The 20162-nt window shown below is 72.0% G+C and carries 14 protein-coding genes; 7 read left to right on the top strand and 7 right to left on the bottom strand.

What is annotated here, in order from left to right:
• Together rsgA and ACWD02_RS18880 are read left to right on the top strand one after the other, a co-directional pair.
• Nucleotides 1-1137 (top strand): ribosome small subunit-dependent GTPase A, encoded by a 1137-nt coding sequence (rsgA, locus tag ACWD02_RS18875; protein WP_451212068.1) that lies wholly within the window; start codon nucleotides 1-3, stop codon nucleotides 1135-1137.
• Nucleotides 1138-1234: 97 nt separating this feature from the next.
• On the top strand, nucleotides 1235-2605 hold the full coding sequence (locus ACWD02_RS18880; protein ID WP_451212071.1) for a DNA-3-methyladenine glycosylase 2 family protein: 1371 nt from the start codon (nucleotides 1235-1237) through the stop codon (nucleotides 2603-2605).
• Between the two features lie 84 nt (nucleotides 2606-2689).
• Here ACWD02_RS18880 and ACWD02_RS18885 read toward each other — a convergent pair whose 3' ends face one another.
• The 3 genes from ACWD02_RS18885 to ACWD02_RS18895 form a co-directional block, all read right to left on the bottom strand.
• Nucleotides 2690-3058 carry a PPOX class F420-dependent oxidoreductase gene (locus tag ACWD02_RS18885; RefSeq protein ID WP_451211620.1) on the bottom strand — a complete coding sequence of 123 codons (369 nt, stop codon included), beginning with the start codon at nucleotides 3056-3058 and terminating at the stop codon, nucleotides 2690-2692.
• A gap of 115 nt (nucleotides 3059-3173) precedes the next feature.
• A complete protein-coding gene (locus ACWD02_RS18890) occupies nucleotides 3174-3656 on the bottom strand; it encodes a DUF456 domain-containing protein (protein WP_451211623.1) in 483 nt (160 codons plus the stop codon).
• A gap of 69 nt (nucleotides 3657-3725) precedes the next feature.
• Nucleotides 3726-4709 carry a helix-turn-helix transcriptional regulator gene (locus tag ACWD02_RS18895; protein ID WP_451211626.1) on the bottom strand — a complete coding sequence of 328 codons (984 nt, stop codon included), beginning with the start codon at nucleotides 4707-4709 and terminating at the stop codon, nucleotides 3726-3728.
• Nucleotides 4710-4914: 205 nt separating this feature from the next.
• Here ACWD02_RS18895 and ACWD02_RS18900 point away from each other — a divergent pair, with 205 nt between their 5' ends.
• The 3 genes from ACWD02_RS18900 to ACWD02_RS18910 all read left to right on the top strand — a co-directional run bounded on the left by ACWD02_RS18900 (nucleotide 4915) and on the right by ACWD02_RS18910 (nucleotide 12093).
• A complete protein-coding gene (locus ACWD02_RS18900) occupies nucleotides 4915-8670 on the top strand; it encodes a S8 family peptidase (RefSeq protein ID WP_451211629.1) in 3756 nt (1251 codons plus the stop codon).
• A gap of 130 nt (nucleotides 8671-8800) precedes the next feature.
• A complete protein-coding gene (locus tag ACWD02_RS18905) occupies nucleotides 8801-10288 on the top strand; it encodes a protein phosphatase 2C domain-containing protein (protein WP_451211632.1) in 1488 nt (495 codons plus the stop codon).
• A 62-nt stretch (nucleotides 10289-10350) separates the two neighbouring features.
• Nucleotides 10351-12093, top strand: a complete 1743-nt coding sequence (locus ACWD02_RS18910) for a pyruvate dehydrogenase (RefSeq protein ID WP_451211634.1) — start codon at nucleotides 10351-10353, stop codon at nucleotides 12091-12093.
• Between the two features lie 7 nt (nucleotides 12094-12100).
• Here ACWD02_RS18910 and ACWD02_RS18915 read toward each other — a convergent pair whose 3' ends face one another.
• Nucleotides 12101-15160, bottom strand: coding sequence for an alpha-mannosidase (locus tag ACWD02_RS18915; protein ID WP_451211636.1), 3060 nt, complete (start codon nucleotides 15158-15160; stop codon nucleotides 12101-12103).
• Nucleotides 15161-15376: 216 nt separating this feature from the next.
• Here ACWD02_RS18915 and ACWD02_RS18920 point away from each other — a divergent pair, with 216 nt between their 5' ends.
• The gene (locus tag ACWD02_RS18920) at nucleotides 15377-15859 is read left to right on the top strand and encodes an ATP-binding protein (protein ID WP_451211639.1); all 483 of its coding nucleotides are present in this window, start codon (nucleotides 15377-15379) and stop codon (nucleotides 15857-15859) included.
• Between the two features lie 39 nt (nucleotides 15860-15898).
• Here the strand turns inward: ACWD02_RS18920 and ACWD02_RS18925 are convergent, their stop codons facing one another.
• Complete coding sequence (locus ACWD02_RS18925) at nucleotides 15899-16969, bottom strand: DUF2637 domain-containing protein (protein ID WP_451211642.1); 1071 nt, start codon at nucleotides 16967-16969, stop codon at nucleotides 15899-15901.
• A gap of 297 nt (nucleotides 16970-17266) precedes the next feature.
• Complete coding sequence (locus ACWD02_RS18930; protein WP_451211645.1) at nucleotides 17267-18118, bottom strand: (2Fe-2S)-binding protein; 852 nt, start codon at nucleotides 18116-18118, stop codon at nucleotides 17267-17269.
• A 134-nt stretch (nucleotides 18119-18252) separates the two neighbouring features.
• Between ACWD02_RS18930 and ACWD02_RS18935 the strand changes: the two genes are divergently transcribed.
• Entirely contained in the window at nucleotides 18253-19050 is a 798-nt protein-coding gene (locus tag ACWD02_RS18935; RefSeq protein WP_451211648.1) for a GntR family transcriptional regulator, read from the top strand.
• 249 nt (nucleotides 19051-19299) lie between these two features.
• Here the strand turns inward: ACWD02_RS18935 and ACWD02_RS18940 are convergent, their stop codons facing one another.
• Nucleotides 19300-20061, bottom strand: coding sequence for a hypothetical protein (locus ACWD02_RS18940; protein ID WP_451211651.1), 762 nt, complete (start codon nucleotides 20059-20061; stop codon nucleotides 19300-19302).
• Nucleotides 20062-20162 lie beyond the last annotated feature (101 nt).

The following is a 20162-nucleotide window of genomic DNA, read 5'->3' on the forward strand; positions in this document are numbered from 1 at the left end:
ATCTCCTCTTCACCTTCTCCCTCCTCTTCACCTCAGGCTTCTCTCTCGTCCTCCTCGTCCCCGGACGCGCTCGCGCCCTACGGCTGGGACGAGAACTGGGAGGCCGAGTTCACCCCGTACGCGGCGCAGGGACTGCTGCCCGGCCGCGTCCTGCGTGTCGACCGCGGGCAGTGCGACGTCGTCACGCCTGACGGCACGGTGCGTGCGGACACCGAGTTCGTCGTGCCCCGCGACCCGATGAAGGTCGTGTGCACGGGGGACTGGGTCGCCGTCGACGCCGAGGGCGGCGATCCGCGCTACGTACGGACGCTGCTGCCGCGCCGTACCGCCTTCGTCCGCTCCACCTCGTCCAAGCGGTCCGAGGGGCAGATCCTCGCGGCCAACGTCGACCACGCGATCATCGCGGTGTCGCTCGCCGTCGAGCTCGACCTCGGCCGGATCGAACGGTTCCTGGCGCTGGCCTGGGAGTCCGGTGCCCAGCCGCTGGTCGTCCTCACCAAGGCCGACCTAGTCCCGGACGCCACGGGTCTGTCCTACCTCTTGGAGGACGTCGAGACATCGGCCCCCGGCGTCCAGGTGCTCCCGGTCAGCGCCACCACCGGGGAAGGCGTCGACGTCCTGTGCGCCGTCGTCGCCGGCGGTACGTCGGTCCTGCTCGGCCAGTCCGGAGCGGGCAAGTCGACGCTGGCCAACGCACTGATCGGCGAGGACGTCATGCTCGTCAACGCCGCCCGTGACGTGGACGGCAAGGGCCGCCACACCACGACGACCCGCAACCTCCTCGTGCTCCCCGCCGGTGGCGTCCTCATCGACACACCGGGGCTGCGCGGCGTCGGCCTGTTCGACGCGGGGTCAGGTGTCGGCCAGGTCTTCTCCGAGATCGAGGAGCTGGCGGCCGACTGCCGCTTCCAGGACTGCGCCCACACCGCCGAGCCCGGCTGCGCGGTGCTGGCAGCCGTGGAGGACGGCACGCTCCCCGACCGCCGCCTCGACAGCTACCGCAAGCTGATCCGCGAGAACCAGCGCATCGTCGCCAAGACGGACGCGAAGCTCCGGGCGGACATGCGGCGCATGTGGAAGCTGCGGGGCGCGGAGGGCAAGGCGGCCATGGAGGCCAAGCGGGGCCGCATCCGCTAGGGCGGCCGCGTTGCGGGGGCGTGTTCCGCGCCCCCGCAACGCGGTGTCCGAATCCCGCCAGCCGGAGCGGCCGCGACCCCGCACACTGGACTACGTGATCGATGAGGAAACCAGGTACGAGGCGGTTCGCAGCCGCGACGCGCGCTTCGACGGAGAGTTCTTCTTCGCCGTCGAGACCACCGGCATCTACTGCCGCCCCAGCTGCCCCGCCGTCACCCCGAAGCGCAAGAACGTCCGCTACTACACCACCGCGGCCGCGGCCCAGGGCTCCGGATTCCGGGCCTGCCGGCGCTGCCGCCCGGACGCCGTGCCGGGGTCCGCGGAGTGGAACGTACGCGCGGACGTCGTAGGGCGCGCCATGCGCATGATCGGTGACGGCGTCGTCGACCGCGAGGGCGTCTCCGGTCTCGCCGTGCGGCTCGGTTACAGCTCCCGGCAGGTGCAGCGCCAGCTCACCGCCGAACTGGGGGCCGGTCCCGTCGCCCTCGCGCGGGCCCAACGGGCGCACACCGCGCGGGTGTTGCTGCAGACGACGGGTCTGCCGATCACGGAGATCGCGTTCGCGGCGGGGTTCGCGAGCGTCCGGCAGTTCAACGACACGATCCGCGCGGTGTACGCCCTGACGCCCACCGCGCTGCGGGCCGCCGCGCCGCGCGGCGGGGGCGCCGGGCAGGCGACCCCGGCGGCCGGGGTGCCGCTGCGCCTCGCCTACCGGGGGGCCTATCAGGCGGGCGCCGTCCTCGACCTGCTCGCCGAGGAGGCCGTCGCCGGGATCGAGCAGGTCAGCGGGGAGCCGGGTGGGCGGACCTATCGGCGTACGCTGCGGCTGCCGTACGGCACGGGGATCGTGGCCGTCGAGGAGAGTGACCACGGGGTCGGCGGGTGGCTGGACGCGCGGCTCCATCTGACCGACCTGCGGGACCTCACGACCGCCGTGCAGCGGTTGCGCCGGCTCTTCGACCTCGACGCGGATCCGTACGCCGTCGACGAGCGGCTCGGCGCCGATCCCCGGCTCGCCCCGCTGGTCGCGGCGCGGCCGGGCCTCCGGTCGCCGGGTGCGGCCGATCCCGAGGAGTTCGCGGTGCGGGCGCTTGTGGGGCCGGGGGAGGCTTCTCTGCTGGTGGAGCGGTACGGGAAGGCGCTGGACGCGCCGTGCGGCACCCTGACCCATGTGTTCCCGGAGCCGGGGGCGCTTGCCGGGGAGCCGGGGCCCCTGGGGGTGCTGGATGCCGCGCTTGCCGATGGGCGGGTGCGGCTGGACGCGGGGGCGGATCGGGAGGACGCGGAGGCCGGCCTCGCGGCGCTGGGCGGGGTGGACGCGGGGCGTGTCGCCTTGATTCGGATGCGGGCTCTCGGCGATCCGGATGTGGGGTTGCCGGGGGTTGATGTGGCCGAGGGGTGGCGGCCGTGGCGGTCGTATGGGGTGCGGCATCTGATGGCGGCGGGAGAAGGATGTGGGCGCCGTTGATCACCGGCTCCGCCGAGTTCGTCCTCGAACGTCGGCCGGGCTGGAACCACCCCGGCCCGGCCGGCGTTCGAGGCCATCTCTGGGTTACTCGTCCAGGCCCCAGCTATGGATCCGCCGAGGATGAATCCGGATCAGCTCCTCGCTGAAATGCGGGCCCAACTCGTGCGGCCCCGTGAGGAGTTCCGCGTCGCCGCGGATGTCGACGCCCCGCACCTTCCACGGCCGCTCACTCACGATGTCGTCCACGACCAGCGACACCTTCGGGTTCTTCTGGAGGTTGCGCCACTTCTTGGTGGTCCCCAGCGCGTACCCGCCGATCAGGATCGTCCCGTCGTCCTGCGGGAAGAACCCGACAGGATTGGCCTGCGGCTGCCCCGTCGCGTCCACGCTGGCCATCCGGCCCAGACGCTGGGACTTGAGATACGCCCGCTCGGCCTCGCTGAATTCGGTCATGGCGCGAGCCTCGCACGCGTACCCCCGCCTCTGCATCGGTTCCCTGCCCCGGCACCGGCCACCCCTCCTCGTGATCGGCACCGAATCACCCCGCCCGCCCCGCGCCTCGGGATGCTCAGCCCCAGATCAAGGCCCCCAGCCACGCCCCCGCGATGAGCAGGCACGCGAACAGCTCGGTCAGCACGCTCCAGCCACCCGACCGCATGGCCGTCCTCGTCGCCGTCACCGCCTGGCCGTGGCCGCCGAGCCGTAGCCGCTCGCTCACGTAGATCCCGCCGATGAACCCCGGCAGCGACCCGATCACCGGCACCACACAGAACCCGACAAGGGCCCCGACCCCCGCGTACACGGCGGTCCGGCGCGTGGCTCCGCTCTGCCGGAAGCGCCGTGGCGGCAGCAGCCATCGGATGCCCTGCGCGACCAGGAGCACGACGGACGCGCCGACCAGGACCCACCAGGTGACCGGCTCCGGGTCCTTCAGCGCCCACCACAGCACCGCGGCCCACACCAGCCACGGCCCCGGCACGCCGGGCACAAGCACTCCGCCGATCCCGAGCAGCAGCACGACTCCGACCAGCAGGAGTTCCCAGGCTCCCATCTCCCAAGCGTGCCGGAAAAGGGAGAAAACCGCAGGTCGCGCGAGCCCTCGCCGCCCCGGGGCCCAGTCCTAGCGCGCCACCCAGCCCCGTTCGTACGCGTGCCAGCCCAGCTGCAGCCGCGTCGTCACGCCCGTCAGCTCCATCAGGCGCTTGACCCGGCGCTGCACCGTCCGAAGGCCCAGGTCGAGCTGCTTGGCGACGCTCGCGTCCGTCAGGCCCGCGAGCAGCAGCGACAGGATCTCCAGATCCGCGCCGTCCGGGCCCTCGGGGGCGTCCTCGGTGACCGAGTGGCCTGCCTCGCCGAGCCGCAGCGGCAGCGCGTCCCGCCACACCGCCTCGAAGAGCCCCGTCAGGGATTCGAGCAGGCCGCTCGCGTGCACCACGAGCGCGGCGGGCTCCGCCCTGCGTGAGGTCAGCGGCACCATCGCGAGCGAGCCGTCGGCGATCACCAGCTTCGTAGGGACACGGTCCACGACGCGCACCTGTTCGTTGCGGCCGATCGCCGTCGACAGTTCCAGGAGACCGGTGGGCAGCGCGAGGACGGAGCGCTCGACCACCACGCGGTAGGTGACGCCACGGCCCGCGGCCTGCTCCTCCGCGTCGTTCTCCATGCCGGTGATCGCCACGGGGTTACCGGTCACCAGGGCGCACACCTCGTGGCTCGCGCCCAGCTGGAGCTGGAGGAAACGCTGCGAGACCGCGCCCGCGCCGGTGACCACCTCGACCAGGTCGTGCACCGTGGGCTCGGCGGCCTGCGCGCGGTACTCCTCGGCGAGCAGCTTCGCCGCGAGCTCAGCCTTCTCCAGTTCGTGCCGCTGCTGGGTCAGCAGCGCGCCGAGCGCGACGCCGGGCGGGGCCGCCACCCACCGGCCCGCCTTGCCGGACGCCTGGGCAGCGAGGCCGTGCAGTTCGAGGCGGCGCAGCGCGCGGACCGTCTCGGGCTCGCCGAGCGAGAGCCGCCGCGCGAGATCGGGCACGTCGGCGGCGCCCACCGCGACCAGCGCGCGGTACGCCGATTCGTGCAGCTCGTCCAGACCTATCGCGGCCAGCATGCGGCGACGTCCCTCCCCAGAGATCTGTTCCGACGGCACCCTGGCGGGAAACAGCCACGGCGTAAACCCGCCCCGGGACATCATCCCCGCACCCCCCGCCTCTCTGCCAAGGTGACGCCACCGCAGCACCAACGGCAGCCGGGATTAGGGCCTTTGGTCCCATTTCGGCTGTGGTTCCGCATGCCCATCAACCCTGGGGAGAGCGATGCGCCCGATATCGCGTACGGCCTTGGGGGCGGCGTCCGCCGTCGTCCTCGCCGTCACCGCGGCCGTCCCGTCCGTGGCCGAGCCACGCACGGCCACGGCGGACACGAGTCCGCCGGTGGGGAGCGGGCCACGCGGCGAGGGAAGCTCCGTCGTCACCCTCGTCACCGGCGACCGCGTCCTCGTGTCGTCCGACGGCAAGGGCCGCGCGGGCGCGAGCGCGCTGCCCGCGGCCGACGGCACGGTGCCCCTCATGCAGACCAGACAGTCCGGCAAGGACCTGTACGTCTACCCCGAGGGCGCCGTCCACGCGATCGCCGAGGGCAAGGTCGACGAGGAGCTCTTCAACGTCACCGGCCTCGTCCGCCAGGGCTACGACGACGCGCACGCCGAGCAGCTCCCGCTGATCGCCGTGTACGACAAGTCCGTCGACGTCACGCGCGCGGTGCCCGCCACCCCGCGCGGCGCCGAGCGCGGGCTCGTCCTCGACCCCGTCGACGGGGTCGCGCTGAAGGCGGACAAGAAGGAGGCCGCGGACTTCTGGGCGGACATCACGTCACCGAAGTCCCGTGCCGCCTCCGACCTGAAGAAGCTCTGGCTCGACGCCAAGGTCAAGGCATCTCTCGACAAGTCGACGAAGCAGGTGCACGCCCCCGAGGCGTGGGCCGCGGGCTACGACGGCAAGGGCACCAAGGTCGCCGTCCTCGACACCGGGGCCGACGCGGAGCACCCCGACCTGAAGGGCCGGATCGGCGCGGTCAAGAACTTCACCGAATCGCCGGACAACGAGGACCGCCAGGGCCACGGCACCCACACCACCTCCACCGTCGGCGGCAGCGGCGCGGCGAGCGGCGGCAAGAAGAAGGGCGTCGCCCCCGGCACCGAACTGCTGCACGGCAAGGTCCTCGACGACAGCGGCTCCGGCGCCACTTCGTGGATCATCGCCGGCATGCAGTGGGCCGTCGACGAGAAGGCCGACGTCGTCTCCATGAGCCTCGGCAACCCCGCGCGGACCGACTGCACGGACCCGATGAGCACCGCCACCGAGGAGCTCGCGCAGTCGAGCAAGGACACCCTCTTCGTCCTCGCCGCGGGCAACACCGGGCCGAGCCTCAACTCCGTCTCCTCGCCCGGCTGCGCGCCGAGCGTCCTGACCGTCGGCGCCGTCGACCGCGACGACTCCACGGCCTCCTTCTCCAGCCGCGGGCCCGCGTACGGCTCGCACACCCTCAAGCCGGAGATCGCCGCCCCCGGCGTCGAGATCTCCGCGGCCGCCGCGGGCGGCAGGGGCGTCTACGCCTACCAGTCCATGAGCGGTACGTCGATGGCCACCCCGCACGTCGCGGGCGCCGCCGCCCTGGTCAAGCAGCGCCACCCGGACTGGAGCGCGCGGCAGATCAAGTCGGCGCTCGTGTCGTCCGCGGACAGCCGCATCCCCGGCGACGTGACCGAGACCGGCGGCGGACGCCTCGACGTGAAGGCCGCCGTCGACCAGAAGGTGCTCGGCTCGCCCGCCGTGCAGGGCGGCAGCTTCGGCTGGCCCCAGGACAACTCGGACCGTACGACGGTCGACGTCCCGTACACCAACACCACGGACAAGACGGTGGGGTTGAAGCTGTCCGTGCAGGGCGTCACGGGCAACGACGGCTCGTCGGTGAGGTCGGGCATCGCGGAGCTCGGCACACGCTCGGTGAAGGTCGCCGCCGGGGCCACGGTCAAGGTTCCGCTGAAGCTGGACCCCGACGCGCACCTCAAGCGCTCCCAGTACGGCGACGTCACCGGCCGCGTCCTGGCGAAGGCCGACGGAGGCGTCGCGGTCTCCACGCCCTTCTCGCTCTACGTACAGCCGGAGACGGTCAGCCTCCGCGTGAAGCTCGTCGACCGCGACGGGAAGCCCGCCGACGGCCCGTCGTCCCTGGACCTCATCGGCACCGACGACGCCAGCGGCGAGCGGCGCTTCAACGAGGGCGCGAACGACCAGACCTTCCAAGTCCGCCCCGGCGCCTACTTCTTGACCGGCTTCGTCGCCACGCCGGACGCGGACGGCGGCACCCTGACCGACTCGCTCACGCACATCGCCCGGCCTCAGGTCGAGGTGAAGAAGGACACCACCGTCACGCTCGACGCCCGTAAGGCACACCGCCTCACCGTCAAGACGGACAAGGAGTCCGAGGTGCGCGGGGCCACTCTCGGGTTCGCCCGCACCTGGGGCACCGACAACTGGCTGCACGCGGGCACCGCGTCGGGGCCGCGCACCATCCGCGGCTTCTACCAGTCCGTGGAGGGCAAGGCCACCGAAGGCACCTTCGAGTCCAGCAGCTACTGGCGCGCCGCCGCGCCCCTGCTCTCCGAACTGGCCGTCGTGGGCGGCAAGTCGCTGCATCCGGTGACCGCCTCCACCGGCTCGGCCAACCTGGACGGCACCGGCAAGGCCGCCCTCGTGGACGCCAGGTCCGGTACGCCGCAGGAGCTGGAGGCCGCCGGGGTCAAGGGCAAGATCGCCCTGGTGAGGCTTCCGGACAGCGGCTCCGCCACCGCCGTGGCTTCGGCGGCGAAGGCCGCCGGTGCGGTCGCGGTCGTCGCCCACCGAGCGGCGCCGGGACGCTGGTACCCCTCGGTCGGCCTCAGCGGTTCCCCGCTGCCGGTGCTCGGCGTCCAGACGGCGGAGGCGGCGGACCTGCTTGCCCAACTCACCGACGGAAGCGTTGAGTTGAAGTGGAAGGGAACGGCCAAGAGCCCCTACGTCTACAACCTCGCCTTCCCCGAGACCGGCCAGATCCGCGACGACCGCACCTACCGGGTGCGGGACAAGGACCTCGCCGCGAACGAGGCGACGTACCGCGCGATGGGCGAGGCCACGGACTACGTGGACCTGCCGTCCGCCGTCCGGCCATCGGGCCTCGAGGTGTACTTCGCCGACTTCGAGTCGGTCCCGGCCCCCGGCAAGCGCACCGAGTACTACTCGGCGGGCACGACCGGCTGGGGTCACCAGGTGTCCAGCAGCTTCCCGTTCGGGGAGTTCATGATGGACCCGGTGCGGACGTACAAGAAGGGCGAGCGGCGCAACGAGAAGTGGTACGACGGGGTGCTCACTCCCACCGCGCCGCGTGACGCCGACGGCGGGCTCGGCCTGGCGGGGGAGCGGCAGGGCAACCTGATCGGAGTCGCGCCCGGGTTCTGGGGCGACGGCGAACACGGGGGAGTCCAGGGCAGTTTCGGGGACATCGGCAATGTCCGGCTGAAGCGGAACGGCGAGGTCGTGGGCGAATCCGGCTGGCCGTCGGGTGTGTTCACGGTCCCGGCGGAAGACTCCGCCTACGAACTCACCCTGAGCACCCAGAAGATCGGCTCGAAGGTCTGGAAGCGGTCCACGAGCACGGAGACCACCTGGGCCTTCCGCTCGCACCTGGACGAGAAGGCCTACTCGCAGGGCGTTCCGATGCTGTTCCCGCGCTATGACCTGCCCGAGGACGGCATGAAGACCCTGGCCGCGAAGGACGGCGGGCGGATCGGGCTCACGGCCACCGGGCACGCCGGCTACAAGCCCGGCGCGCTCAAGTCGGCGGCCCTGTCCTACTCGTACGACGAGGGCAAGACCTGGACCGAGGCCAAGACGTCCGCTTCGGGCGGCAAGTGGACCGCCACCGTGAACCACGCGGGCGCCTCGGGGAAGCAGGTCTGGCTCAGGACCGAACTGACGGACACGAACGGAAGTTCCGTCACTCAGACAGTGGCCCGCGCCTACGACGTGCGATAAACACACAGACACCGCCGGGCGGTCCTCCCGTGGGGGGTGGGCCCGCCCGGCGGCCCTTCGTCACTCTTCCGGTGGCCGGATTTTCCGGATGCACCGTTTTCGTACGGCCTCCGCGGTGGACAATAGGGGCATGAGCCAGCAGGGGGAGAGGCACGACGGAGCTTCCGGCCAGGAGGACGACTGGTGGGGTCAGCTCTACGACGACTCCGCTCATGACACGGGTCCGGCAGAGGCGGCCGACACCCTCGACGACAGGTTCGCATCGGCGCTCTCGGCGGCATCGGGCGACGGCGTGGCTGATCCTGGCCCCGTCCCCGTCCCCGTCCCCGCCCCCGGCCCTGGAACGCAGGCGCCCGCGCCAGGTGAACCGTTCCCACCGCGCGAGCCGGTGGCGCCGCCCGAGTCGCCGCCGGCGCACGAACCGCCACCCGCCGCCCGCGTCCGGCCGGGCGCCGCCCCTTGGGAGCCGCCCGCCGCGCCCCCGGGTCCTGTCACCTTCCCGACGGGGCCCCCGAAGCCTTCCGGCGCCCCGAGCCGCACCACCGCCGTCCCCACGCCCCGCGCGCCCGAGGCGTCCGCGGTCCCGGAGCCGCAGGAGCCCGTACGGGTGGAGCGGCAGCCGGTGGTGACGCCGTCCGTGGACGGCGTCGCGTACGTCGGCGACGGACCGCCCACCTATGACGCCGAGCCCACCGTCCTGCCCGTCGCCGACCCGGATGACCTGGGTGATCTGGTCGCCGACACCGTGCTCGACGGCGCTCGGTACGGCACCTCCACCCTGCGGGCCGTCTCCGTGCGCGGGGACTCCGCGCGCTATCGGGGCGAGCCGCGCCGCGACTCGCTGCTCACCGCGCGCTTCGGGACCGGGGAGAGCGCCCTCGTCCTGGTCGCCATGGCCACCGGCGCGCGGGCCACGCCCGGCGCCCACCGCGCCGCCGCCGAGGCGTGCGCCTGGATCGGGCGGGCCGTGGGCCGCAGCCATCAGCGGCTGTCCGAGGACATCAGGGCCGCCCGGCGCGGCGACCTCAAGAGCGGCCTGCACCGGCTCACGGACCGCAGCCTCGGCAAGCTCCGCGCGCACGCCGCCGACCTCGGCATCGAGCCCGAGGAGTACGCGGCGTCCCTGCGCTGCCTCCTGCTGACGGCCGACCCCGAATGCCGCACCCGTGTCTTCTTCGGCGTCGGCGGCGGCGGTCTCTTCCGGCTCAGGGACGGCGCATGGCAGGACATCGAGCCCCACGTCAGCGACGCCGCCGTGGATCCGGGGCCGCCCGTGGTCGGGTTCGGTTCGGTGCCGCCCCAGACCCCCGACGGCGACCGGCTCACCATGGACATGGGCATCATCACGCCCCCGAGTCCGTACGAGCCGGCCCCCGAGCCCCCGCCCCGTGAACCCTTCCGCTTCCGGGCCTCCGTAGCCCGCCCGGGTGACGCCCTGATGCTCTGCAGCGGCGGCCTCGCCGAGCCCCTGCGCGGCGAACCCGAGCTGGCCGCCCACCTCACCCAGCGGTGGGCGAAGAGCGGCCCACCGGGTCTCGCGACCTTCCTCGCGGACATCCAGGTCAGGGTCAAGGGGTACGCGGACGACCGGACGGCGGCCGCCGTTTGGGAGGCGTGAGCGCCCGCCCTGTGAATTCATGGACCCAAGAGAGTCAAGGGGACTGAAGGGTTCGTGAAGCCATGGCCAAGCAGAACGTCGCCGAGCAGTTCGTCGACATCCTCCACCGCGCCGGTGTGCGCCGCATGTACGGAGTCGTGGGCGACAGCCTCAACCCGGTCGTGGACGCGATCAGGCGCACCAAGGGCATCGAGTGGGTGCAGGTCAGGCACGAGGAGACCGCTGCCTTCGCGGCCGGTGCCGAGGCTCAGATCACCGGGAGCCTCGCCGTCTGCGCCGGTTCCTGCGGCCCCGGCAACCTCCACCTGATCAACGGCCTCTACGACGCCCACCGCTCCATGGCGCCCGTCCTCGCCCTCGCGTCACACATCCCCTCCAGCGAGATCGGCCTCGGGTTCTTCCAGGAGACCCACCCCGACCGGCTCTTTCAGGACTGCAGTCACTACAGCGAGATGATCTCCAGCCCGAAGCAGATGCCGCGGCTGCTCCACACCGCCATCCAGCACGCGATCGGCCGGTCCGGAGTCAGCGTCGTCACCCTGCCCGGAGACATCGCCGACGAGCCTGCCCCGGACAAGTCCGCCGAGAGCGCCCTCGTCACCTCGCGCCCCACCGTGCGCCCCGGCGACACGGAGATCGACAAGCTCGCCGCGATGATCGACGAGGCGGACAAGGTCACCCTCTTCTGCGGCAGCGGCACGGCCGGCGCGCACGCCGAGGTCATGGAGTTCGCCGAGAAGATCAAGTCCCCGGTGGGCCACGCCCTGCGCGGCAAGGAATGGATCCAGTACGACAACCCGTACGACGTCGGCATGAGCGGGCTGCTCGGATACGGCGCCGCGTACGAGGCCACCCACGAGTGCGACCTGCTCATCCTGCTCGGCACGGACTTCCCGTACAACGCCTTCCTGCCCGACGACGTCAAGATCGCCCAGGTCGACGTGCGGCCCGAACGGCTCGGCCGCCGTTCCAAACTGGATCTCGCCGTCTGGGGCGACGTACGCGAGACCCTGCGCTGTCTCACTCCGCGTGTCACCCCCAAGAGCAACCGCAAGTTCCTCGACAAGATGCTGAAGAAGCACGCGGACGCCCTCGAAGGCGTCATCAGGGCCTACACGCGCAAGGTCGACAAGCACGTCCCGATCCACCCCGAGTATGTCGCGTCCGTCGTCGACGAACTCGCCGCCGACGACGCCGTGTTCACCGTCGACACGGGCATGTGCAACGTCTGGGCGGCCCGCTATCTCTCCCCGAACGGCAGGCGCCGCATCATCGGCTCCTTCAGCCACGGCTCGATGGCCAACGCCCTGCCGCAGGCGATCGGCGCCCAGTTCACCGACCGCAAGCGGCAGGTCATCTCGATGTCCGGCGACGGCGGATTCTCCATGCTGATGGGTGACTTCCTCACCCTCGTCCAGTACGACCTGCCGGTGAAGATCGTCCTCTTCAACAACTCGTCGCTCGGCATGGTCGAGCTGGAGATGCTGGTGGCCGGCCTCCCTTCGTTCGGCACGGCCAACCACAACCCCGACTTCGCGGCCGTCGCCCGCGCCGCCGGAGCCTATGGAGTGCGGGTCGAGAAGCCCAAGCAGCTCGCCGGCGCCCTGAAGGACGCCTTCGCGCACAAGGGCCCCGCCCTCGTCGACATCGTCACGGACCCGAACGCCCTCTCCATCCCGCCCAAGATCAGCTCCGAGATGGTGACCGGCTTCGCGCTCTCCGCCAGCAAGATCGTCCTGGACGGTGGCGTCGGCCGCATGGTCCAGATGGCACGCTCCAACCTGCGGAACGTGCCACGCCCCTGACGCCCGGTCAGCGTGCCGGCCGCAGCCGCAGCGTCACGATCTGGAACGGACGCAGCGCGAGCACGAGCCCCGCGTCATCGGTGTGGGCCGGTTCGAGCGGACGCTCCAGGAGGTCGGTCACCTCGGCCGCGCCCACCGCGAACGACGTGGTGAGCGTGGCCGCGGCGCGCCCGCCCCGCGACTCGTAGAGCCGCACCACGACATCGCCGCTCCCGTCGTCCGCGAGCTTCACCGACTCCACGGTCACCGCCGGATTGTCGACGCTGACGAGCGAGGGCAGGGCGGGCGCGGCGGCGACCCGTAGCGGCAGGTTCAGGGCCAGGCCCTCCGCGACCGCGTCGCCCGTCGTCGCGCCGGGCAGCAGGGCGTACGTGAAGCGATGCACGCCCAGGTCCGTCTCCGGGTCCGGGCTGTGCGGGGCGCGAAGCAGCGTGAGCCGCACGGTGGTGCCGAGCCCTTCGCCGTGCGGGGTGCGCGTCACGTCGTGGCCGTACGTCGAGTCGTTGAGCACCGCCACGCCGTACGCCTCCTCGGCGACCCGCAGCCAGCGGTGCGCGCAGATCTCGAAACGGGCCGCGTCCCAGCCGGTGTTGGCGTGCGTGGAGCGGTGCACGTGCCCGAACTGGATCTCGGCGGCCGACCGTTCGGCGTGCACGTCGAGCGGGAAGGCGGCCTTGAGCACCTTCTCCGACTCCTGCCAGTCGACCTCCGTGACGACGTCGATGCGCCGGCTGCCCGCCGCGAGGCGGATCTCCTGGATGATCCGCGACTTGCCGAAGGCCCGCACCACGCGGACGGCGACCCGCAGCGGCCCGTCCTCGACCAGCTCCACGGACTCGGCCTCGGTGAGGTCGGTGTGCGTGTTGCGGTAGTGCTTGTCCAGGTCCCAGGCGTCGTAGTGCGTGGGGTGGTCGGGGTGCAGTTGGAGGAGGTTGCCGCGCGCGCCGGGGGACAGGACCTCGCGGTGCGCGTCGATGTCGTGCACGGAGGTCACCAGGCCGTCCGCGTCGACGGCGACGCGCAGGTGCTCGTTCAGCAACTGGATCTCGCCGTCGGCCAGCAGAGCGGTGGCGCCGGTCTCCCGCGTGTAGGAGGCGGCCTCCTCCAGGCTCTTGCTCCCCAGGGCCGGGACGTTGACGTGCACGAGGCTGCCGTCGTCGGCCGTGACGACCTCACTGCGGGCGTACGGCGACGAGTTGAGCGCCACGGGCCCGCCCGCACCGAGGGAACGGACCGCGGCCGCGGTGATCTCGTCCAGCTCGGCGAGCACGCGCGCGTACGTGTCACGCGCCTCCCGGTGCACCCAGGCGATCGACGAGCCCGGCAGGATGTCGTGGAACTGGTGCAGGAGCACCGTCTTCCACAGCCGGTCGAGGGTGCTGTAGGGGTAGACGTACGCGGGGTCGCGCACCGCGGCGGCCGTGCACCACAACTCCGCCTCGCGCAAGGCGTGTTCGGTGCGGCGGTTGCCGCGCTTGGTGGCCGCCTGCGTGGTGTACGTGGCGCGGTGCAGCTCCAGATAGAGCTCGCCGGACCAGACGGGCGCCCCCGCCCCGTACTCCTCCTCGGCGGCGGCGAAGAACTTCGACGGCTTCTCGATCTCGACGCGCGGCGACCCCTCGAGGGACCGCAGCCGCCGTGCCTTCTCCAGCATCTCGCGGGTCGGGCCGCCGCCGCCGTCGCCCCAGCCGAACGGCACCAGGGACCGGGAGGCGCGGCCCTTCTCGGTGAAGTTCCGTTCCGCGTGCGCGAGTTCGGCGCCGTGGATCTGCGAGTTGTAGGTGTCCACCGGCGGGAAGTGCGTGAAGACGCGGGTGCCGTCGATGCCCTCCCACCAGAAGGTGTGGTGCGGCATCTTGTTGGACTGGTTCCAGCTCAGTTTCTGGGTGAGGAACCAGCGCACGCCCGCGAGCTTCGCCAGTTGGGGGAACGCCGCCGTGTAGCCGAAGGAGTCCGGCAGCCAGATCTCCTCCGTCTCCACGCCGAGCTCCTCGCGGAAGAACCGCATCCCGTGCGTGATCTGCCGGGCCAGCGCCTCGCCGCCCGGCATGTTGGCGTCCGACTCGACCCACATGGAGCCCACCGGGGCCCAGTTGCCGTCCGCGACGGCCTTCTTGATGCGCTCCCAGATGTGCGGCTGGTGTTCCTTGACCCAGGCGTACTGCTGGGCCTGCGAACAGGCGAAGACCAGCTCGGGATAGTCCTTCGCGAGAGCGGTCACATTGGCAAAGGTGCGGGACGCCTTGCGTACCGTCTCGCGCAGCGGCCACAGCCAGGCCGAGTCGATGTGGGCGTGCCCGGTGGCCGAGACCCGGTGCGCGCTGGCGTGGGCGGGGCTGGCGAGGACGTCCGTGAGCTCGGCCCGCGCCGCCGCTGCCGTGCCCGACACGTCGTGCAGGTCCAGTGCGTCGAGCGCCCGCTCCAGGGCGCGCAGGATCTCGTGACGCCGCGGACGGGCCGTGTCCAGTTCGTACATCAGCTCGGAAAGGACCTCGATGTCCAGCGTCAACCGCCAGACGTCCTCGTCCAGTACGGCGAGATCAGCAGACGCGAATCGGTAGATGGGGCCATCACCCGCGGTCAGTACGTCGCCCAGGGGTGTCGGTTCGAAGTCGTGCAGGATCGCGGGGTTGGCCGCCGCTTCCAGGAGGAGGTGCACCGGCTCGCCGCCCTGGGCGCGGGCTGCCACGGGAATGTGCCGGTTGCGCGGGTGAATGCCCTTGAGGGGGACGCCCGCGGCGTCGTACACCAGACCCTCCGCCTGGAAGCCGGGGCCCTCACCGGTGAAGCCGGGATCGACGACCACCTCGACGTGGCGCCCGCGCCAGTCGTCGGGCACCTCACCGCGCAGCCGGAACCAGCTGGTTGACCAGGGTTTTCCCCATGCGGTGCCCGTCTCGAAGGGCTCGTACGTGGCGTCGAGGGCCTCGGCGACGGGCACGGGTTCGCCCGGCGCGTGCCAGACGGAGAGGTCGAGCGGCACACGGTCCGCGTACTGGGCGGGGCGGATGAACTGCCGCAGGGCGCGCTCCAGGCGTCCCTCCACCAGCAGTCGGTCGTCGTGCACGGCGGCTCCTCAAAGCGCTCGGGCGGGGCCGATGTGACGCGATCGGGCCCGGTCGGGATCAAGCAGAAACGGTCCACGGCTTCACTTCCCCGCCGGGCTCGGGTGCACCCACTCCAATGGTTGACGAATGGACATGAGTGCCGCCAACCGAGTGGGGCATGAATTCCGTGAGCGTGTTCGAGCAGGGAGGAATTGACTCGTTTGTGGGCGGGGGTCATGACAAGGCAAGCAAGAGGGGGCAGTCCCATCCAGTTCGGGACGTCTTCGCCGATAGCAAGGGACGGGCCGATCGACGACAAGCCGGTGGAGCTCCATAGGGCTCAACTCCGGCGCAGATTGGGGAGATCCGACCTGCGGGCGGTCCCTGAGGTCAGGGGCGCACTGCGCGAACTGCTCCGGACCTGGGGGAGGCCCGGAAGATCCGAGGTGGCCGAGCTGCTGACCAGCGAGCTCGTCACGAACGCACTGGTGCACACCGATCGCGACGCCATTCTGACGGCGACCGTGCGGCCCGGCAGGCTGCGCGTCGAGGTCAGGGACTTCGTGGGGCGCCGCCCCAAGCTCTGCGTGCCGGATGCCGACGACGGCACGCACGGCCGGGGCCTGATGCTCGTGCAGTCCCTCGCCGACGCGTGGGGAGTGCGTGCCCACGGGGTCGGGAAGGTGGTGTGGTTCGAGCTGGACGGCGGCCCGGCATGAGCCGGGCCGCCGGTCAACTCCCGTCCTGCGCCGCTGACATCAGCCGAACTGCTGCTCCAGATCCTTGAGCTTGCGCTCAAGGGAGTCGAGCCGCGGCAGCGCCTGGGTGTCGTCCTCGGCCGTGAGGTCGACGGTGACGGGTTCAGTGCCGTTCCTCACGGCCTGGAGAGCGGGACGGGAGCGCAGCGGCAACTGGTCCTGTTCCTGTTCCTGCGGCGCTATGGCAGGGTCCGCGCCGGCCTGCGCGGACCCGGTCGCCGACGTGACCGCCGGCAGATCGACCTGACGCCCGCCGCCGCGGCCCGGCAGGCTGCGATGGCCCCTGCTGATCGCCTTGAGCTGCGCACGTTCCAGCTTCTCCCGGTCCCGCCTGCGGGTCCGGGTGCGCTCCTTCTCGCGCCGGTCCTCGCGGACCTCCTCGACCGCCTCGTCCAGGCTGCGCACGCCTTCGAGGAGCATCAGCGACCAGGCACCGAAGGTCTCCCGCGGTGCGCGCAGCCACCGCACGATCCGGATCTGCGGCAACGGCCTCGGCACCAGGCCCTGTTCGCGCAGGGCCGCGCGGCGGGTCTGCTTCAGCGCGCGGTCGAAGAGCACCGCCGCCGACAGTGACATCCCGGCGAAGAACTGCGGGGCGCCCGCGTGGCCGAGGCCCCTGGGCGCGTGCACCCAGTTGAACCAGGCGGCCGCGCCCGCGAACGTCCACACCAGGAGTCGCGAGCCGAGCGCCGCGTCACCATGGCTGGCCTCACGCACGGCGAGCACGGAACAGAACATCGCCGCGCCGTCGAGCCCGAACGGGACCAGGTACTCCCAGCCGCCGGTGAGGTTGAGGTTCTGCCGGCCGAAGCCGACGAGGCCGTGGAAGGAGAGTGCGGCGGCGACCGCCGCACAGCAGAACAGCAGGACGTACGAGGCCGTTCCATAGATTGCTTCCTTGCGCCTGCGGCGCTCCTCGCTGCGTTCCCAGGAGTCGTCGCCGGAGGCTCCGGCTGCCGCCTTTTGGCCGGCGCGCTTGCCGCGTGCGAGTACCGCCACCGCCACCAGCATGCCCAGGAGCAGGACGCCACCCGGAAGCAGCCAGTCCAGCGATATGTCGGTCAGTCTCATCTGGGGTCCCTTGCGTCGCGGTAGGGCGTTCGGGCGCCATAGTGGCCCAATCCCGATGACCCCCAGAGGGGTTTTTGGGCAAGAAGACGCCAAGGGGGGTGCAAAGGGGTGCGGCGCGCGCCGTTTTGCTCGAACTGGGGCCCCGGCGTGGGAAGTTGAGTTCGATTAAACGAACACGAACGGGTGGTTCAAGGGGGAGGGTGCGCGGTTCCGGCTCGCAGCGAGGCTCGGATCGGGCGGTCAGGCGGTCAGGCGGGTCGGGCGGTCAGGTGCTCAAGCGGCCGGGCAGTCAGACGGTCACGCGGCCGCGGCGGCGCTGAGGCGCGTGACGCGCTCCGCGTCGCAGGTGCGCGGACAGGTCACACAGGTGTCCTCGGGGCGCAGCGTGTAGAACATGCAGCAGCTCGCGCGGTCCCGCGTCGGCAGGGACTCGCCGTTCGGCCCCCGCAGCTCACGGAACCCCGCCGTGCCCACGTACGGCTTGGTGGCGCCGGGGAGCAGCCGCTCGAGCTCGGTCGTGGCGCGCTGTTCCTCGCCGAGCAGATGGGCGATGTACCAGAGGCCCTCGACGATCTCGTCCGTGGCGACGCTCCACAGGGCGCGCGAGCGGCGCCGCATCCGGGGCCCGAAGGCGTCGAGGAGCGGTCCGAGGTGCTCGGCGACGGCGGCCCGCACCTCCGCGCGCAGGGCCTCCTCGTCCGGCACGACGCGGGCCCCCGGGAGCGAGGCGGCGGGGTCGCCGGGCAGGCAGGCGAAGTCCGCGCTGCGTACGGCGAGGCGGCCGAGCGTGCGCTGGAAGGACACGTTCTGCACGGGGTAGCGCGGCACACGGCGGTGCAGGAACCACGGCAGGGTGATGAGGAGGGTGGCGGGCCAGGCGTAGCGGTGCAGCGCGAAGCTGGCGATGACGTCGGGGCGCCCCGCCTGTCCGTAGTCCCTCAGTACCTGCGCCTCGTCCCACGCCATGAACGCGTCGAGGTCGGCCCCGCCCTCCGCGAGCCGGGCGGCGGTGACCCAGCCGTCGCCCTGTGGGGCCTGCTCGTGTTCGCCGAGCTCGGTCACGAGCAGGCCGGGGAACACCTCGGTGAGGCGGGCGTAGGCGTCCGCGAGGGCGCTCGGGGCGCGCTTCGCCAAGGCGGGTACGGACATGCGAGGACCACCGAATCACGATCGATTGCAGGTAAGCCTAACCTTACCCAGAATGATCGAGGTTTCAACTGCGGGGCTGTCCGCCTATGGTGCCTCTCGTACCTTTCGGCCGAGCGGACTTTGGGGTGGACCTCGTGGAGCAGGCCAGAGCGCATGACGCGTACCGCCTCGCCGTCCGTGTGCCGGAGCAGGTGCGGGCCGCGACGGCCCGCGACACGGCCCCGGTGATGCCCCCCGCCGCCGCCCGCGGTGAGCACACGCACGGGGAAGCGGCCGTACGGGTGCCGGTCCCCGCGCCCCGCAAGACGGTGCAGCGGAACTCGGTGCGCGGCCAGATCCTCGACGCCCTGCGGGACGCGCTCGTCGGGGGCGACCTCGCGCCCGGCGAGGTGTACTCGGCGCCCGTGCTCGGCGAGCGCTTCGGGGTCTCGGCGACTCCGGTGCGCGAGGCGATGCAGCAGCTCGCGATCGAGGGGGCGGTGGAGGTCGTGCCGAACCGCGGCTTCCGGGTCACCGAGCGGAGCGCGCGGGAGCTGGGGGAGCTGGCGGAGGTACGGGCGCTGATCGAGGTGCCGGTGATGTTGCGGCTCGCCCGTACGGTGCCTGCCGCGCGGTGGTGTGAGCTTCGGCCTCTCGCGGAGGCGAGTGCGGTGGCTGCGGCGGGGGGTGATCTTGCGCGGTACGCGGAGTCGGACCGCGCCTTTCACGGAGCGGTCCTTGCCCTTTCGGGGAACCAGCAGCTGGTGCAGGTCGCGGACGATTTGCACCGGCGGTCCCAGTGGCCCCTCGTGAGCGGCCCCGTCCACCGGCGGCGCGCGGATCTTGTCGCTGACGCGGCGGAGCATATGGCTTTGCTGGAGGCGCTGGCGGCACAGGACTTGGCGGTCGTCCAGACCCTGGTGCGGGAGCACTTCGCGGGGGCGGGCGGCTGAGGTTCGGGGTTGCCCCGGCGGGATGTTTCCCCAACCCCGCCCCTTCCCGAGAACCCGCTCGGCGCGGGGGCCCTGTGCCTCGTGCGTAACGTCATCACCGGCTCCGCCGAGTTCGTCCCCAATCGCCGGACGGGCTGAAATTTTCCAGCCCGTCCGGCGATTGGGGACATCTTGTACGGGGTCTGGGGCGGAGCCCCAGTTTCGGGAAGGGGCGGGATTGGGGAAAGCCCCGCAGGGAACGCCCGAACCTCAAGCCGCCGGCGCCGGCGGCGACAAATGCTGCGCCAGCCACGACGGCACCCCGCCCATCAGGCGGAAGAGGCGCGCCGCCTCGGCCCGGAGGCGCCCCGCCTCCGGCTCGGGCTCCGTGTCGGCCAGCGCGGCGAGCGCGGGCGCGGTGCCCACCAGATACCCCAGCTCCTCCCGGATCCGCAGCGACTCCGCGAACCCGTGCCGCGCCTCTGCCAACTCCCCCTCCCGCAGGGCGAGTCCGGCCAGGTGACGCCACGTGAAGGAGAGCAGCAGAGGATCGGAATGCGCCGTCGCCCCCGCGTGCGCCCGCCGGTAGGCGGCCCGCGCCGCCTGCGGCGAGTCCGAGATGTGCTCGGCGATCAGGCCCCGGCGGAAGTCGAGAAGAGGCCGCCCAGAAGCAGTCGGGGCGAGCAGCGCCGCCGCCCGCCCCAGCGCCGTACGCGCCTCGTCGGCCCGGTCCCGTACGGCGAGCACCGTGGAGGCGTACGCGAGCTGGCCGCGCTCGCAGGCCGCCGCCCCGCGGTCCTCGTCCTCCACGGCCAGCGCCTCGGCGGTCCGCAGCCCGTCCTCCGCCTCCGCCCAGCCCTCTCCCGTGAACAGGCACCGCTCCACCAGGAGTGAGGTTCTCTGCAGGGCGGGCCCCGGTCCCTCCCGCGAGGCGAGCAGTGCGGCCGCGTCGGTCCAACAGCCGCGCGAGCGCAGCCGCCATACCGCGGTCTGGAGTGGATCGTCCCCTGCAGTCGTTCCGGAACCAGACATGGCGGTATGCGCCACGTTGCCCTCCCCGAGCACGCCATTGAGCTGTTGAGTCGTGGGCGCATCTCAGCATGGATCGGCGCACCCGGCCAAGGGGCTGGGTG

It is taken from the genome of Streptomyces sp. NPDC002853 (genome assembly GCF_053591915.1).

Excerpts from the sequence above, each read along its gene's own strand:
- ACWD02_RS18930 (WP_451211645.1), bottom strand. The coding sequence starts at position 18,118 with ATGTCCGTACCCGCCTTGGCGAAGCGCGCCCCGAGCGCCCTCGCGGAC.
- ACWD02_RS18940 (WP_451211651.1), bottom strand. The coding sequence starts at position 20,061 with ATGTCTGGTTCCGGAACGACTGCAGGGGACGATCCACTCCAGACCGCG.
- ACWD02_RS18885 (WP_451211620.1), bottom strand. The coding sequence starts at position 3,058 with ATGACCGAATTCAGCGAGGCCGAGCGGGCGTATCTCAAGTCCCAGCGT.
- ACWD02_RS18890 (WP_451211623.1), bottom strand. The coding sequence starts at position 3,656 with ATGGGAGCCTGGGAACTCCTGCTGGTCGGAGTCGTGCTGCTGCTCGGG.
- ACWD02_RS18905 (WP_451211632.1), top strand. The coding sequence starts at position 8,801 with ATGAGCCAGCAGGGGGAGAGGCACGACGGAGCTTCCGGCCAGGAGGAC.
- ACWD02_RS18900 (WP_451211629.1), top strand. The coding sequence starts at position 4,915 with ATGCGCCCGATATCGCGTACGGCCTTGGGGGCGGCGTCCGCCGTCGTC.
- ACWD02_RS18895 (WP_451211626.1), bottom strand. The coding sequence starts at position 4,709 with ATGCTGGCCGCGATAGGTCTGGACGAGCTGCACGAATCGGCGTACCGC.
- ACWD02_RS18910 (WP_451211634.1), top strand. The coding sequence starts at position 10,351 with ATGGCCAAGCAGAACGTCGCCGAGCAGTTCGTCGACATCCTCCACCGC.
- ACWD02_RS18920 (WP_451211639.1), top strand. The coding sequence starts at position 15,377 with ATGACAAGGCAAGCAAGAGGGGGCAGTCCCATCCAGTTCGGGACGTCT.
- ACWD02_RS18925 (WP_451211642.1), bottom strand. The coding sequence starts at position 16,969 with ATGAGACTGACCGACATATCGCTGGACTGGCTGCTTCCGGGTGGCGTC.